The 17152-nt window shown below is 54.2% G+C and carries 12 protein-coding genes; all 12 read left to right on the top strand.

The genetic code is table 11. From position 1 onward, the window contains the following. Positions 1-14 precede the first annotated feature (14 nt). The 12 genes from ACTQ1N_RS01595 to ACTQ1N_RS01540 all read left to right on the top strand — a co-directional run bounded on the left by ACTQ1N_RS01595 (position 15) and on the right by ACTQ1N_RS01540 (position 17115). Positions 15-1904, top strand: a complete 1890-nt coding sequence (locus ACTQ1N_RS01595; RefSeq protein WP_441953985.1) for a glycosyltransferase family 2 protein — start codon at positions 15-17, stop codon at positions 1902-1904. Further along, a complete protein-coding gene (locus tag ACTQ1N_RS01590; RefSeq protein ID WP_441953983.1) occupies positions 1897-2934 on the top strand; it encodes a glycosyltransferase family 2 protein in 1038 nt (345 codons plus the stop codon). Before ACTQ1N_RS01595 ends, ACTQ1N_RS01590 begins: the two co-directional genes overlap by 8 nt. Before the next feature lie 6 nt (positions 2935-2940). Continuing rightward, complete coding sequence (locus ACTQ1N_RS01585; RefSeq protein WP_441953981.1) at positions 2941-4341, top strand: undecaprenyl-phosphate glucose phosphotransferase; 1401 nt, start codon at positions 2941-2943, stop codon at positions 4339-4341. Positions 4342-4349: 8 nt separating this feature from the next. Beyond that, on the top strand, positions 4350-6020 hold the full coding sequence (locus ACTQ1N_RS01580) for an LCP family protein (protein WP_441953979.1): 1671 nt from the start codon (positions 4350-4352) through the stop codon (positions 6018-6020). Then, entirely contained in the window at positions 6017-6979 is a 963-nt protein-coding gene (locus ACTQ1N_RS01575; RefSeq protein WP_441953977.1) for a glycosyltransferase family 2 protein, read from the top strand. Before ACTQ1N_RS01580 ends, ACTQ1N_RS01575 begins: the two co-directional genes overlap by 4 nt. Positions 6980-7060: 81 nt before the next feature. Then, on the top strand, positions 7061-9169 hold the full coding sequence (locus ACTQ1N_RS01570; protein WP_441953975.1) for a trypsin-like peptidase domain-containing protein: 2109 nt from the start codon (positions 7061-7063) through the stop codon (positions 9167-9169). A 36-nt stretch (positions 9170-9205) separates the two neighbouring features. Then, entirely contained in the window at positions 9206-10681 is a 1476-nt protein-coding gene (gene clpX / locus ACTQ1N_RS01565; RefSeq protein ID WP_441953973.1) for an ATP-dependent Clp protease ATP-binding subunit ClpX, read from the top strand. Positions 10682-10747: 66 nt separating this feature from the next. After that, the gene (rpoD, locus tag ACTQ1N_RS01560; protein ID WP_441953971.1) at positions 10748-11926 is read left to right on the top strand and encodes an RNA polymerase sigma factor RpoD; all 1179 of its coding nucleotides are present in this window, start codon (positions 10748-10750) and stop codon (positions 11924-11926) included. Between the two features lie 13 nt (positions 11927-11939). After that, positions 11940-13250: a bifunctional folylpolyglutamate synthase/dihydrofolate synthase gene (locus tag ACTQ1N_RS01555; RefSeq protein WP_441953969.1), complete on the top strand. Its 1311-nt coding sequence runs from the start codon at positions 11940-11942 to the stop codon at positions 13248-13250. Further along, a complete protein-coding gene (locus ACTQ1N_RS01550; protein ID WP_441953967.1) occupies positions 13247-13405 on the top strand; it encodes a hypothetical protein in 159 nt (52 codons plus the stop codon). The genes ACTQ1N_RS01555 and ACTQ1N_RS01550 overlap by 4 nt, the downstream gene beginning before the upstream one ends. Next, entirely contained in the window at positions 13402-15039 is a 1638-nt protein-coding gene (locus ACTQ1N_RS01545; protein ID WP_441953965.1) for a tetratricopeptide repeat protein, read from the top strand. The genes ACTQ1N_RS01550 and ACTQ1N_RS01545 overlap by 4 nt, the downstream gene beginning before the upstream one ends. 57 nt (positions 15040-15096) lie before the next feature. After that, positions 15097-17115 (top strand): hypothetical protein, encoded by a 2019-nt coding sequence (locus tag ACTQ1N_RS01540; RefSeq protein ID WP_441953963.1) that lies wholly within the window; start codon positions 15097-15099, stop codon positions 17113-17115. Positions 17116-17152 lie beyond the last annotated feature (37 nt).

Here is a 17152-nt window from a genome sequence, read left to right as displayed (position 1 = left end):
CAGGAGACGGTTTCATGGATTCGATGCTTCGGAAGTTCAAACCCTATTACATCCGGAAAGCGTTCCGCTATCTGCGCCACTATGGACTGCATGACTTCGCTGTCAGGGTGCAGGAACGTCTGGCACCGGAGCATGTCCCGTATGGCCCGTGGTTTGAAAAGCGAAGGGCATCCGGGGAGGAACTCGCTGCGCAGAGAAGGGAAGCAGAGACATATCTGAGTTCCGGGAGGAAAGAGCAGGAGCCCTTTTTTTCGGTGATTGTGCCGGTCTACCGGACACCGGAGCGGTACCTTCAGGAGATGGCGCAGTCTGTGTGCAGCCAGTCCTTCCCTGATTTTGAGCTGATACTGGTGAATGCCAGTCCGGATGACCTGAGCTGTTCAGCGTCCCTGCGCGCGCTGGAGGAAAAGGACAGACGGGTGCGTGTCCTTCCGCTCTCTGAAAACCAGGGAATTGCGCAGAACACAAATGCCGGACTTTTCTCTGCGAGGGGGGAGTATGTCTGTTTTATGGATCATGATGACAGAATCGAGCCCGATGCGCTGTATCATGCCTGGAAAGCAATCGTTTCCGCCTGCGGGACCGGAAGAAAGAAACCGCTTCTGCTCTACACCGATGAGGACAAGATCCGGGATGACGGGAAGGGCGGGGAAGAGCATTTCCAGCCGCATTTCAAGCCTGACTTCAATCTGGACCTGCTTCGATCCAATAACTACATCTGCCACTTCCTGATTGTGAAGACGTCGATTGCCAGGGAAGCGGGCGGATTTGACAGCATGTATGACGGGGCTCAGGACTACGACTTCATTCTCAGGTGCACAGATCTGATTCGGGCACAATGCGGATGCGGGTACGGGAGGGAAGTTCAGCCGGGGATCGTGCATATCCCGCGTGTTCTGTATGCATGGCGTGTCCATGAACAGTCGACAGCTGACAACCCGGAGAGCAAGTCCTATGCCTATGACGCCGGAAGACGAGCGCTTCTCGCACACCTTGAACGGTGCGGCGAGAAAGGGGACGTGGAAGTAAGCCCGGATTTCGGGTTCTACCGGGTCCGGTACCGGGAGGAGGAACATCCGCTTGTCTCCATCATCATCCCGAACCATGAACAGCGGGAGACGCTTCAGAAGTGCATTGACGCGATCCATGCCCACACAGACTACCGCCGATATGAAGTGATCGTCGTTGAGAACAATTCTTCTTCCCGTGAAATTCTCTCCTACTATAAGAGCATTCAGGGGAAAGACCATGTGCGCGTTGTCAGGTGGAAGGGTGCAGCGTTCAATTTCCCGGCTGTTTGCAGCAAAGGGGCAGATCAGGCACACGGAGACTACCTGGTCTTCATGAACAACGATGTGGAGGTGAAGGACGGCTGGCTGACGGAGCTTCTTTCGGTATGTGAGCGTCCGGGAGTCGGGGGCGCAGGTCCGAAGCTCTTTTATCCGGATGGGAAGATCCAGTCAGCCGGGATTGTGGTTGGAATCGGTCAGGTCGCCGGGAGCCTGTTTACAGGGATGAACGGCGCGTTTGGCGGCTATCTGCACAAGGCATCGCTCATGCAGGACCTGTCAGCTGTGACCGGCGCCCTGATGATGGTCCGTCGGGACGCTTTTGAACAGGTGGGCGGCTTCAGAAAGGAACTGGCGGTAGCCTTCAACGATGTGGATCTCTGTCTGAAGCTTCGGGAGAAGGGCTGTCTTGTCGTCTATGATCCGTTTGCGCAGGCCATTCATCATGAATCGGTCTCAAGAGGCGACGAGTATACGAAGGAGAAGGCAGAGCGCTTCAGGAAAGAAGCTGCCTTCATGAAAGCGGCATGGCCGGATTATTACGAAAAGGGAGATCCCTACTATAATCCGAATCTGTCGCTGAAACGCTGGGATTATTCCCTGAGTGATGACTGATATGAATATTGTGACGGTCGTGATACCCAATTTCAACGGCATGAAGTATCTGGATGGCTGTCTGTCCTCCCTTCGGAAGCAGACGGAGCAGCGCTTCGAGACAATCCTGGTCGATAACGGATCAGAGGACGGGAGCGTGGAATATGTCCGAACGCAGTTTCCGGAGGTCCGCGTCCGGGCTTACCGGAAAAACACCGGTTTCTGTCATGCTGTAAACGACGGGATCCTGCTGGCGAAGACGCCATATGTCTTTCTGCTAAACAATGACACGATCCTTGAGGAGGGCGCACTGAGAGCGCTTGTCAGGGCAATGGAGAGGGGCGGAAGCAGGGTCTTTTCATGCTGTTCAAAACTTGTCAGCCTGGCAGATCCCGGGAAAATGGATGATGCGGGCGATTTTTTCTGCGCACTGGGCTGGGCTTTTGCGCGTGGAAAAGGCAAAAGCGCGGCGCGCTATGTTCGGCAGGAGGCGTGCTTCGCCTGCTGTGCGGCGGCAGCGCTGTACAGACGGGAGGTTTTCTCGCAGATCGGTCTTTTTGACGAGCGCCATTTTGCTTATCTGGAGGACATCGATGTCGGATGGCGGGCAAGACTTGCCGGCTACACGAATCTTTATGTGCCTGAGGCGGTTGTCCGGCATGCGGGAAGTGCAACGAGCGGCTCGCGCTATAATGCCTTCAAGGTCGAAAAGGCGGCCCGGAACAACCTCTATATGATCCATAAGAATATGCCACCCTGGCAGCTGGCGTTGAATGCGCCGCTCTTTCTGGCAGGAACACTCATCAAACTTTGCTGGTTTTCCGGAAAGGGGTTTGGAAGGGCTTACTGCTCGGGGCTTGCACAGGGTCTCAGAATGTCGGCGGGGATCCATCCGGGCAGGGGGCCTGTCTGGTCTGCCGGTATGAAAGTGAGAAGGGAAAGGGCAGGAATGCCTGGGGAAGCTCAGAATCCCGGAGGACTGAAAGCCTGCATGAAGGTTCAGCGGGAGCTCTGGCTCGGACTGAAACCGCTTGTTGATACCTGGAGGTGAGGACGCTTGATCAAGGATAACCAGAAGTATTTCAACAGGCTGCAGGTTGTGATTGACGCAGCGGTAACGGCTTTCAGTTATCTGTTTTCCTGGTGGATTCAGTTTACATTCTGGACGCCGAAGACGCAGGGACGGCTTTCATTTTCAACCTACATGCTGGCGCTGGTCTTTGTAATTCCGGCGTATCTTCTCCTGTATGACGGATTCAGGCTCTATCAGCCGAGAAGAATATCCGGGAAACGGGTAGAGGCCGGGAACATCTTCCTGGCCAATATGGTCGGACTTCTGATGTTCATCTTCTGTCTGTACGTCATCCGGCAGCAGGACTTCTCCAGACAGATGCTGTTTTTGTTCACCGGGATTAATTTTCTGAGTCTGGTGATCGAGCGGAATGTCATTCGGACGATGCTGCACCGAATCCGCCGCAGGGGGATGAACCTCAAGCACATGATGATGGTGGGCTGCAGCGCGGCAGCTGAAGGATACATTGACCGGATCCGGCAGAATCCCCAGTGGGGGTATCAGGTTCACGGAATCCTCGATGATAACACGAAGAAGGGCAGTATGTACGATGGAGTGCCTGTCCTGGGCGGAACGGATGAGCTGGAACCTATTCTCTCCGAAAACAGCCTGGATGAAATCGCGATTACACTGAGCCTTTCGGAATACTATAAGCTGAAGCGGATTGTGGCCGCATGTGAAAAGTCCGGTGTCCACACGCAATTTGTTCCGGATTACACTGATATCATCCCATCCAGACCGTACACGGAAGACCTCCTGGGGCTTCCGGTTGTGAATATCCGCTATGTGCCGCTCTCTGACACATTCAATGCGATGGTGAAGCGGCTGTTTGACATTGTGGTGTCGATTCTTGCGATCATCCTGTTTTCTCCGGTGATGATCGGGACCGCTCTGGCTGTGAAGCTGACCTCAAAGGGACCGGTGATCTTCCGCCAGGAACGCGTCGGTCTCCATAACCGCCCGTTCCAGATGTACAAGTTCCGTTCCATGGAGGTCCAGAATCCTGAGGAAGAGAAGAAGGGCTGGACGACGCAGAATGATCCGAGAGTGACAAAGGTCGGGAGATTCATCAGGAAGACATCGCTGGATGAGTTCCCCCAGCTGTTCAACGTACTCAAGGGAGATATGAGCCTGGTCGGACCAAGACCAGAACGGCCGCAATACGTGGAGAAGTTCCGGGAAGAAATTCCACGGTATATGGTCAAACATCAGGTCCGTCCCGGGATGACGGGCTGGGCACAGGTCAACGGATACCGGGGAAATACGTCCATACGAAAACGGATTGACTATGACATCTATTATATAGAACACTGGACGTTCGGACTGGATATCAAGATTCTGTTTCTGACAGTATTCAAGGGATTTGTCAACAAGAATGCATATTGAGGGCTTATATGGCATACGGAAGAAATAATCGGGAGAAGGGCATCCAATCAAACCGCGAAAGCGGGAGCAGATACCAGGATCGGGACAGCCGCCTGTATGAGGAGGAGCAGCCCTACAGCCGCAGGCGGGTTTCGTCCAGACGTCAGGACGGGTACGGAGTGGGTGACAGCTATGACCGGCAGGAGGAATTCGGAAGACCGGAAGGATCCTGGCACTCAGAGCAGGCTGGATACCGCGGCCGGGATGAGTGGGACGAAGACTTCTACGGGCAGAATGGGCAGGAGGATGAGGACAGGCCGGGAAGTAGGCAGTCTTCCCGGCCGCACAGGTGGGAAAACGATCCGTATGATGACCGCTACGAGGGCGGATACGAGAATTTCGACGAAGCCGATGGCCGGAAGGCCAGATATACAGCCCGCCGTCCGCAGCGCAGGACTGCAGAGGAAGAGTCGGAGCCGGGACGGCGCAGCCGGCAGGATGTCTTTGAACCGATACAGGAACCGGTTCATCCGCGGAATGCCTATGGAACGGCACAGGAATCATCCCGTCTCCGGAATGCCTATGGAACGGCACAGGAATCATCCCGTCTCCGGGATCCCTATGGAACGGCGCAGGAACCATCCCGGCTCCGGGATGCTTATGGAACAGCGCGGCAATCCGCTCACCCGTCAGGAAGACGGAAGTCAAAAAAGAGAGGAAAAAGCCGTTTTATCGTGCGGCTTGTTCTTCTGATCATTCTTTCAGCTGTCCTGTTCGGTGTGTACCGGTTTTCCAGGCTGGACCGTGTCCATCTGGGGAATATCCTGAAGAATGAAGGCATCCAGACTCAAAAAGGCTACCAGAACTTTGTGATTTACGGGGTTGACTCCAGAGAAGGACAATTGACGAAGGATTCCCACTCGGACACAATCGTGATCTGCAGCATCAATAAAAGCACGAAAGACGTCAAGATGGTTTCCGTCTATCGGGATACTTACCTGGATAACACGAACGGAGAATTCCGAAAGGCGACAGAATGCTATTTCTTCGGGGGCCCCGAGCGCTCGATCAATATGCTGAACAAGAATCTGGATCTGGATATCTCAGACTATGTAGCAGTCAATTTCAACGCTGTTGTAAAGGCAGTTGATCTCATCGGCGGCGTGGAAATCAATGTCACAGAGGATGAGCTGCCCTATATCAATGGGTATCAGACAGAGAACGCGCAGGTCACCGGAGCGCAGATCACGCCGGTGACTTCTGCCGGGTACCAGCATTTGAACGGGATTCAGGCACTGGCGTACTGCCGGATCCGCTATACATCTGGTGACGATTACAAACGGACGGAGCGGCAGCGGAATGTTCTGACGCAGGTTTTTGAGATCGCGAAGAAGGAAGGCACCACGAAGATGCTTCAGGTCGCGGATGCAATGCTTCCTTACATTTCAACCAGTTTCTCAAACACCGAAATCATGGGGCTTGTTTCGGAGATGTCAGGTCTGACGCTTGGCGATTCGACGGGCTTCCCGTTTGAGCAGCAGCCGGCAGACACCCCGGCAGGGGACTGTGTGGTTCCAGTCAACCTGGCAGCCAATGTGAAGGAACTTCACGCCTTTCTGTTCGGGCAGAATGATTACACGCCGACATCGACGGTTCAGTCGATTTCGCAGCAGATTGTGACCAATACAGGTATCGGATGATGGAGAAGACAGTTGGGGTTGTGATTCCGGCCTTTTGCCCGGGGCAGCTTTTTCATGAGCTTCTGCGCCGGCTGGCCAGACAGACGCACATTCCTGAGGAAGTTGTGATCATCAATACGATTCCGGACCCGCGGAGGCGCGGAGCAGCACAGCAGACGGAGGCAGCAGAACTTGCGGAGGAGTTTCAGACTTCATTCCCGTCTCTGACGGTGCTGGAGGTCAGGCAGAAAGATTTCGGCCACGGGAGGACGAGAAATCTGGGAATCGGGCATACCGACACCGAACTCGTGCTTTGCATGACACAGGATGCACTTCCGAGAGACAGCAGGCTGGTAGAGCGGCTGATACGCGCATTTGATGATCCGGCGGTTGCGGCAGCGTACGCGAGGCAGCTCCCGGGGAAAAGGAGCAGCGTGCTGGAGGCGGAAACCAGAATCTTTAATTATCCAGCCTCCTCTGCCATCAAATCGGCTGAAGATCTGAACCGGCTTGGCATCAAGACGTTTTTCTGCTCTGATGTATGTGCGATGTGGAGACGGTCTGTCTACGACCAGACTGGCGGCTTTGAGAAGAATGTCATCTTCAATGAAGACATGATTCTCGCGGGGAAAATGATTCAGAATGGCTACAGAATTGCCTATTGTGCAGACGCGCAGGTTTACCATGCACATCACTACAGCGGGATCAGACAGCTTCACAGAAACTTCGACCTTGGTGTCTCACAGGCTGACTACCCGGAGATTTTCAATATGGCTTCGAGCAGCAGGGAAGGACTGCGGTTCGTCCGTCAGACGACGTCGGACCTGATCAGGAGCGGGCGAGGATATCTGATTCCTCAGTTTTTATGGCAGAGCGGCTGCAAATATGCGGGATATCAGCTGGGGAAAAGGTATCGGAAACTCCCGAAACGGCTTGTGAGCGTCCTCACAGACAGCCCGGCATACTGGGAACAGGAATAATAGAACCTCCACACATTCTACACAATGATATGGTAGACTAAAACGATTGCCAACAATGAACCACACAAGGAGATGAGAGCGATGAGCGACGGGATCCATGATGATAAAGACCAGGTTTCGGATGAACAGGGAAGAGATCCTTTCACAGATGAGCAGGAAGAAAAGCCATCGGGAGATCCGTTTTCAGTGACAGAGGACGCTGCCCAAGATGCAGCGGAACCATCGGCTCCGGAGGATGAAAGCCTGGTATCTGAAGGAGAAGGCCAGAAGACGGAAGGCGGAAGTTCGGAGCCAGAAGACGGAAGTCAGGCGCCGGGATCGTCTGCATCTGGCCTGGAGAGCGCCCATGGTGCTGGTGAGGAAGAGGAAAATCCATCGGCCTCACAGGCAGAAGACGCTGGCAAGACACAGGAGCAGGCTGTGCAGGAGCCGCCAGAGGAACATGATTTTGACGATGAGCCGAAGTTTGATACCCAGACCGGGGAACCGCTCAGCAAGCCCAAGAGCAAGGTACCGGGGATTCTGCTGACCTTTGCAGTGACGGCAGGTGTCGTCGGGGCGATCTCGGCGGCGGTTTTCAATCGGGACAAGTGGAGGTCTGAAGGCACGGAAGACCATGCGCAGGTTGAGACAGAAGCCCGCCTTCAGGTTGCGCAGGAGACAGAGGCGCAGGCGGACACGGAGCCATCATCTGAGAAAGCACCGCTGATCACGCCGGCATCCGGATCGGGGGAGACAGAAGCTTCAGAGACAGAGCAGACAAATGCCGCCGAGACGGAGAAGGGTGCCCAGAAATCTGAGAAAAAGGGTGCGGAGTCAGAGGAAAGTCTGGCTGGAAAACTTGGAAAGAATGCAGTCTCGCTGAATACTTCCCTTGATGTGTCGGATGTGGCGGAGGAGGCACTTCCTTCCGTGGTTTCCGTCACCAGCCAGTCGGTTGAGACGATTCAGAGTTTTTTCTATGGTGAGCAGCAGATCCAGACGAGCAATGTCGGATCCGGCATTGTGATCGATGAGGATGACACATATTACTATATTGTGACAGACGCGTATCTGGCTGCTCAGGCGCAGAATATAACGGTTGGGTTCTCTGTTTCAGGCAGGAAGGGAGAACGAGCCACAGAGGCAGAGACGGAATCCGCTGTATCTGACACCGCCTCTTCAGAGACAGCCGGCGCTCCTGAATCGGAGGATGACGGCAGCAGGCCGGTTCAGAATGGGGCAAAATCCCAGGCCGGTGATACGCTTGCGGATGCGGAACTGGTTGGAGCGGATGCCGGGACGGAGCTGGCCGTACTTGCTGTGAAGAAACAGGATGTTGGAGCCGAGGCGCAGGGCCAGATCCGGGTTGCCTCTTTTGGAGACTCTGACAGTCTGAAAATTGGCGAGCGGGTCGTAGCGATCGGCGATTCTCTCGGGTACGGGCAGTCGGTCACGCAGGGAATCGTGTCTGCGCTTGGACGCACAATGAAGACAGCCTATGGCTCAAATGACTACATTCAGACAGACGCATCGATCAACTATGGCAATTACGGCGGAGCCCTTCTGAATCTTGACGGGGAAGTCGTCGGGATCAACGCCGGAAAGATCAATCAGGATGCAACTGAGCGGATGGGGTACGCGCTTCCGGCAAATGATGCGAAAACCGGAATCGGCCACATCCTGAGCGGCCGGGGAAGCGGCCGGTTCGGAGAAAGCGGAGAGAAGTCTGAACAGGCAGAGGCAAAGACATCCGAGACAGAGCAGAAAAAAACGGAGAATACTGAGAATCAGGCAGAGACGGAGCAGACGGAGATCTCAGCACAGGAACAGACGATTGGAAAACCATCCGATATCCTGAAGCGTGCTGAAGAGACGCAGTCGGAATCAGGATCCGGGGAATCTGAGAAAAAATCAGGGATGCTGGGTGTCCGAGTGGCGGACATTTCGGAGGAGAATCAGATTGTCTACCGGCTGCCGAAGGGCGTCTATGTTGCATCTGTGGAGGAGGGCTCCGGTGCCGAGAAGGCAGGCCTTTCTGCTGATGATGTGATCACAAAGATCGGGGATCAGAGTGTGGAGACAGTCGAGGATCTGAGAGACGCGCTGAAGGGGACGAAAGCAGGGGATACGGTGAAAGTAACCTTCGTGCGCGCCGATAAGGACGGAAAATATGACCGTACATACTCTGCAAAGGTGATATTGGAATAATCATCGTGACAGGTACACAGAAATCAGAGGAGCCGAATGGAAGAGAAGGACGATAGCAAGGAGAATGCAGCAGGCAGCGGCAGCAGAGACGAGGAGGGCGGACATAAGGAGAAGGTATGCTTTATCTGTCACCGGACCGAGAGCAAGGCAGGGAAGATGATTACGATTCCGGGCGGGATCACGGTATGTGCGGACTGCATGCAGCGTTCGTTTGACCAGATGAACGACCCCAATATCCGGAATATGCTGAATCTGTCCAATCTCGGGAATCTGAGAAATTTCCCGGGCATGGGCATGATGGATCCCGGTCTTTCCGCAGACCTTCAGGGAAGCATGAAAAAGGAGGAAGCGCGCACAAAGGGCGCGGAAGCCGGGGAGAAGGCTCCGCAGGCGCTCTTTGACGTGCGCGAGCTGCCGGCTCCGCATAAAATAAAAGCAGCGCTCGATGAGTACGTGATCGGACAGGACTATGCCAAGAAGGTGATATCGGTTGCGGTATACAACCATTACAAGAGAGTCCGTACCAACACAAACTCAAAGGAAGCCATTGAGATTGAGAAATCCAATATGCTGATGATCGGTCCGACAGGCTGCGGAAAGACCTATCTTGTGAAGACGCTCTCCAGGCTCCTGGATGTGCCGCTGGCGATTGCCGATGCGACAGCGCTTACCGAGGCAGGCTACATTGGCGATGATGTCGAGAGTGTCCTGTCAAAGCTTCTGGCGGCAGCCGGCAACGACGTCGACAAGGCCCAGAGTGGAATTGTCTTCATTGACGAGATCGACAAAATCGCGAAAAAGCAGAACACCAATCAGCGCGATGTCAGCGGGGAGTCGGTTCAGCAGGGCCTTCTGAAAATTCTGGAGGGTGCGGACGTGGAAGTTCCGGTCGGGGCGATGAGCAAGAATGCGATGGTACCGATGACGACCATCAACACACAGAACATTCTGTTTATCTGCGGAGGGGCATTTCCTGGACTGGAGGAGATCATTAAGAAACGGCTGACGAAGGCCTCATCCATCGGCTATGGCGCTCAGTTGAGGGATGCATATGACAGCGATCCAGATATTCTGGCAAAGGTGACGCCCGGGGACCTGAAGGAGTACGGGATGATTCCCGAGTTTATCGGCCGCCTGCCGATGATCTTCTCACTTCGCAGTCTGGACAGAGATATGCTGGTGCGGATCCTGAAGGAACCGAAGAATGCGATTCTGAAGCAGTATCAGAAACTGCTGGAGCTTGACGAGGTAAAGCTGGAGTTTGACGATGATGCCCTTTCATGCATTGCGGAAAAAGCGCTGAAAAGGGATACCGGTGCACGGGCGCTCCGGTCTGTCATCGAGGAAATGATGCTTGACATCATGTATGAGGTTCCGAAGGACGATGAGATCGGCGCAGTCCGGATTACGCGTGCCTATATCGAACACAAGGGCGGACCGGTCATTACCCTCAGGCAGAGTCAGCCAAGGCTGCCGCGTGTGGAGGAAAGCGCGGGGCGCAGCCAGTCATAAGCTCCGAGTCCGGGAAGGGCGGACGAGGCCGGATGGGCACAGAACGGGAGAGGAGTTACAGAGAATATGAGCAGCAGTGATACACATAACATGGAGCAGCAGTTTCTCAAGACGCTGAGGGAGATTCTTGCAGAAGCAAAGAAAAACAAGAATACCATTGAGGAAGAGGAAATTATCAAGGCGTTTGAGCCTTTTGCGCTGAATGAAGAACAGACAGACCACATCTATCAGACACTGGAAGAGCAGAATATCGATGTGATCCGGGGCAAGATGCCGGATGAGGGAGGGCAGGATGTCGATGAGGATGACAGCCTTCTGATTGAAACCGGTGATGATGACGAGGTCAATATGGAGGAGGCCGAGGTCGAGGAGGCGGAGGCCGGACAGCTGGATGACACGGATGTCCTGGACGGTGTTTCGACTGAGGACCCTGTGCGCATGTATCTCAAGGAGATCGGGAATGTTCCGCTGCTCACCAGTGAGCAGGAGGTTCGCCTGGCAAAGCTTGTGGAGCAGGGAGACCAGGATGCCAAAAATCAGCTGACGGAAGCCAACCTGAGACTGGTGGTTTCGATCGCGAAGAAGTATGTCGGACGTGGAATGCCGTTTCTGGATCTGATCCAGGAGGGCAACATGGGACTGATGAAGGCTGTCGATAAATTCGACTATACGAAGGGGTACAAGTTCTCAACGTATGCAACGTGGTGGATCCGGCAGGCCATCACGCGCGGAATTGCAGACACAGGACGGACCATTCGTGTACCGGTCCACATGGTTGAGACGATCAATAAAACGCTCCGCATGTCGAGACAGCTTCTCCAGGAGCTCGGGCGGGAACCCACGCCTGCGGAGGTCGCGGACAAGCTTGGGGTTCCGGAGTCCAGGGTAAGGGAGGTTCTGAAGATTTCCAGGGATCCGGTGTCGCTTGACACGCCGATCGGCGAGGAGGATGATTCCCATCTGGGCGACTTTATCGAGGATGACACAGCGCTCTCTCCGGCAGACTCTGCGACCTTCAGCATGCTCAGGGAAGAGCTGAACAATGCGCTCAGCTCGCTGACATCCAGAGAGCGGGAGGTTGTGACGCTTCGCTTCGGACTGGAGGACGGTCGTGCCAGGACGCTGGAGGAGGTCGGAAGAGAATTCAATGTCACGAGGGAGAGAATCCGCCAGATCGAGGCAAAGGCACTCAGAAAGCTGAGGCACCCCTCCAGATCCAAGCGGCTGAAGGACTTTCTGAGCTGACGAGGACAAAGCATTGACCTTTGATGAAGCATGCAGGTATATAGATCAGATCCCCAGGTTTACAAAAAAAACCAGGCAGGAGAATACGGAAAATCTGCTTCTGCGTCTGAATCACCCGGAGGACGGTTTCCGGGTGATTCACGTGGCGGGAACGAATGGAAAGGGGTCCGTGTGCGCGTACCTTGACCGTATCCTGAGAGAAGAGGGGCTGCGCACAGGCCTGTTCACCTCTCCGCATCTGGTTGATGTCAGGGAACGATTCAGAATCTGCGGACGGATGATCTCGAAAGAGCAGTTCACAGAAGCGTTCGAGGAGGTCCTTGGCTGTGTGAGAAAGATGCAGGCGGACGGTTTCATGCATCCTGCCTATTTTGAATTCCTTTTTGCGATGGGAATGCTGATCTTCAGACAACAGAAGATTGATGTCTGTGTCATGGAGACCGGACTTGGCGGAAGGCTGGATGCCACCAGCTGTGTCCGGCATCCCGACCTGTCCGTGATCACGTCCATCAGCTTTGACCATATGGCATACCTGGGCGATACGCTTGGGAAGATCGCCTATGAAAAGGCCGGAATCATTAAAAGAGGAGTCCCCGTCGTGGCAGATGGGTTTCCGAGGGAACGGTTCGACGTCCGGGAGGCTCTTGATGTGATCCGAAGGCGCGCACAGGAGCAGGAGGCGCCGCTGACAGTCGTGTCTGAGGCACCAGCGGATATTTCTTACATGCCGGACGGCATTGAATTTACGCTGGACAACAGGTACTATGGACACGCACATGTCCGTCTTCCGTTTTTTGCCGACTATCAGGTTGAGAACTGTCTGGTCGCACTTCAGGCAGCTGCCCTTTTCGGAGAGAAGGAAGGGTGTTTCCATCCTGAAACAGCCATCAGAGCGGTCGGCATGACACGCTGGCCCGGCAGGATGGAGATGGTCGAATCCGGTGTCATCGTCGACGGGGCACACAATGAGGATGGGATTGCGCAGTTTCTGCGGACCGTCCGGCGGATTGCGAAGAAGCAGACCGTGTCCCTTCTCTTTACCGCGGTTGCCGACAAGGACTATCACACGATGATCCGGGAATTATGCGCAGACGGTCTTTTCTCTGCTGTTGTGACGACTGAGATTGCCGGGCCGAGAGTTGCTCCGGCAGACAGACTTGCGGAGATTTTCCGTATCTATGCGGACTGCCCGGTTGAGGCGGTTCCCGACATCCGGGAGGCATACAGAAGGGCAGTGGCAGGGAAGAAGGACGGACTTCTGTTCTGTGCCGGTTCACTGTACCTTGCCGGCGCGATCGAAAAAATAGTCAGAGGTGAAGTATGATCAATTACGAGGAAGAGCTGAAAAAATTCCATCCTTCCATGGATGTCAATGAAGCAGAGGATGCCATCTACAGCAGGGACCTGACGGATGTCACGGATATTCTGAAAGAGATGATCCAGGACGAAAAAGAGAAGAAGGGGAAGAACGTCCGATGAAGTGTATCTACTGTGGGGCAGAACTGACCGGTGAGACCATCTGCAGAAACTGCGGGGCGGATGTCTCGATTCAGAAGCGCATTGTGAGGATTTCCAATCTTCTGTATAACAGAGGACTGGAGAAGGCTTCTGTGCGGGACCTTTCCGGCGCCCAGACGCTTCTGAGACAGAGTGTTCGCTTCAACAAGGAAAATATCGATGCAAGAAACCTGCTTGGCCTCTGCTATTTTGAGACCGGCGAGGTGGTTTCTGCGTTAGTAGAGTGGGTGATCAGCACCAATCTGAAACCGGAAAACAACCTGGCCAAGCAATACCTGGAGATCCTTCAGAGCAATAAAAACAGGCTTGATGTCATCAACTCCACGATCCGCAAGTATAATCAGTCGATTGAGTACTGCCTGGGCGGTCACGAGGATATGGCCATCATGCAGCTCAAGAAGGTGATCGCGCAGAACCCGAAGATGGTCAAGGCGTATCAGCTGCTGGCTCTTCTGTATATGAAATACGGAGAGTGGGATCGCGCGGGCAGACTCTTGAAAAAAGCCGCTCAGATCGACAACACCAACACAACGACACTCAGATACCTGACGGAAGTCCGCAGAGAAAGGGGCAGACGCCCGTTTGCGAGAAAAAGAGGCGATGCGGCAGGGCAGGAGGATGAGAAGTCGGTTCGGTATCTTTCTGGAAATGATGTTGTCATCATGCCGACAACGTTCCGGGACTCTTCCACGGTTGCCACAATCATCAACATCTTTCTTGGAATTCTTCTGGGGGCAGCCATCGTGTGGTTTCTGACGGTCCCGCAGGTGCGGCAGAGTGCCAACGACGAGGCAAACAAATCGGTCATGGATGCCAATGCATCTCTGGCGACTGCGACTGCGACTGCCCAGGATCTCCAGGACCAGATTGACAGCGCCAATCAGTCGGCAAAGAACGCTGAGAAGGAACGGGATGACGCAAACAGCAGGATCGAAAGCTATAACAGCCTGCTCTCGGTTGCGGATCTCTATGTGCTGGGGGATCAGACCAAGACGGTCGAGGCACTCGGGAAGCTGAAGGCAGACGATTATGATGGTGCCGGAAAGACGCTGTATGATGATATTACTTCCCAGATCGGAGATGCACTTTTCAATCAGTACTTCACGCAGGGATCACAGGCATATGTAAACAAGGACTATGCCGGGGCAGCCGCTGCTCTGCAGCAGGCGGTCGACTCAGACAAGGAAGGAAAGGCAGCCAACTATAAGAACGCCTTGTATTACCTGGGGTTTGCTTATTACAACCAGGGCGATTACACAAAAGCGGATGAGATTTTCAAGGCTTATGCCGAGAAGTATCCGAATGAGGCTTCCACCGTCCAGCCCTATATGAACGGAGGTGCATCCTCGTCCGGCGCAGGAGCCGGCAGTCAGTCGGCATCACAGGGAGAAGCGTCTGTGAATTCACCCAATCCCACAGCACAGACGAATGCTTCGCAGGCTTCCGCGTCGGGAAGCACACAGAGCGGAACCGGTGCGGGGGCAGGGGATATTACTGTATATGGAAACAGTACCCAGACGCCTCAGGTAGCCTGGACGGACCCGGTGACGGGGCAGAATTATGATATGTACGGAAATCAGATCAATGCACAATGATGTGCAGCCGGATGGCAGCCGCTATGGCTGCAGCTTCCGGCATACAGGAGTGCACCGATGAGCAGACCCTATTCGATAGATGACCCGGAGGATATGAAGACAGACCAGGTCCTCTTTACAAAAGAAGAACTTGCGGAGAATGTGAAGGTTCCGCCGATGGTGGAACAGGATCTGAAACGGATCATAAGTGACCGGATGGAACAGTGCGGCCTTTATTTCCGTTGTTTTTCGAGAATCAAGACCGCCGCTTCCATGGAGAGTAAGTTTGAGCGGAAGGATTATAATCAGGACCATAAGATTCAGGATCTGATCGGGGTGCGCATCAACCTGTACTTTGATGATGACATTTCAATCTGTCAGAACATCATGGCAAATACGTTCGATGTGGTCAACTGGTCAACCTCCAAGCGTGAGGAGGATGAATTCAAGCCGCAGAAGCTTAACGGTGTCTTCCGTCTGCCTGCTTATCTGAAGGCAGAGATTTCACCCCAGACCTGGGACATGTGTATCGATGATACCTTCGAGATCCAGATCAAGACGATGTTTTTTGAAGGCTGGCATGAGGTTGAGCATGACATGCGGTACAAGGGAGAGGAACTCTGGAGCCACTATCCGGGATTCTCCAGATATTTCAACTCGATCCTTGCAACGCTGGAACTGTGTGACAAGTCGATGGTGACGCTTTTCGAGGACCTGGGACATGCGCTGTACAAGTCCGGAAGATGGAGCGACATGGTGAAGAGTCATTTCCGCCTGAAGCTGGGGGAGGCACAGCTCTATCCGGAAGTCGAGAAGATTCTGAACGAAGATATGGTCAATACGGAGAATCTGGCAAAAAGGATTTTTCGTACACCGCGGCCGGTCCTGATCGGACAGCTTCTGGCAAAATCGAGGAGAATCCCGATCAATGTCAACACGATCATCGCGCTTCTGAACGACAGTGTATTCCACGATCCGAGGCTTGAGGAGGTTTTCAGCAAACGGGATGTCTACAACGATGGCCGGGAGGACACAGATGCGGAGTCCAGGCACTATGAAATCCGTCCGCTGACCAGGCATACTGTTTTTCAGATGAAGACGATGGTGGATGGCAGCCGTATGCGGCAGGAGGAAAAGCCGTCTGTGCAGCTTCTCTTTGAGACCTGCAGCAATATCATCTACAGCTGGATCAGCCAGAAATATGGAAGCCTGTTCCATGGGATGCCGGAGAAGGTATCTTCCTTCCATGCAGAGGTCATGGCTTTCAATGTGACGGTTCTCTACAACGAGGAGAAGCGCAGGCTGAAGGCGCATGTGCGCCACATTGACCCTGAGATTGGCGGCAGGGTCTGGTATGCCGAGGCAAACCTGTATGAAAGCTACGATGGAACCCCTTCATCCGGCGAGAACGTGATTGGCGGAAAGGCGGAGAGGGGCGCACAGCCGCAGGTCTGGCTTGAGACGGTCAACGGATATGCGGAGCCTGACCGGGAGGAGTCTGCGGGGACATATGCTCCCTCCCGGTTCTTCAGCTACCCGGCTTTTTACAAGAACATTGTGGATAATGTCGGGATTTTCAACGGTCTGCCCTGCTCCGGGAGAAGGCGGATTCTCAGAGAGGACCAGATCGGAGAGGTAGCCGCGGCGATCAAGGGAGAGCGGCAGTTTCCGATCGTTCTGATCATCTCGAAAGATGACGGTCATGGCATGATGGATGAAGACTGGCTGATGCAGCTGCGCGTCTCGGATTTCACGCGGACGGTCTGGCGCTATGCGCATGTTCTGTGCAGCTACGAAGAACAGGGAAGAGAACTGCTCAGACAGATTGGAGATGTGCGGTATAATTCAGAGCCTCAGATCCCCAGACTGTATATTTTCTGGCCGGACGGCTCCTCGGATGATTATGGAGCGGAGGATATTGAGAACAGCTCCTTCGGACGGCATTTGGAAGCCAGGGGAGATGCGAGAACCTACGATATTGTGCATGGTGGACAGGCGTTCTATCACAGGATTGTTACGGATCTGAGAGACTACAATGTTTCTGCCAGCATGTGGGATGGGTTCCGGCTTGATATTCAGACAGGCATCCCGGACTGACTCCCTGCCGCATCCCGGATGGCACGAGCGGACCGCC

It is taken from the genome of Porcincola sp. LCP21S3_C12 (assembly GCF_052118625.1).
Taxonomy (GTDB): domain Bacteria; phylum Bacillota; class Clostridia; order Lachnospirales; family Lachnospiraceae; genus Porcincola.
The sequence above is the reverse complement of the archived record's forward strand: the minus strand, read 5'-3'. Positions and strand labels throughout refer to the sequence as shown.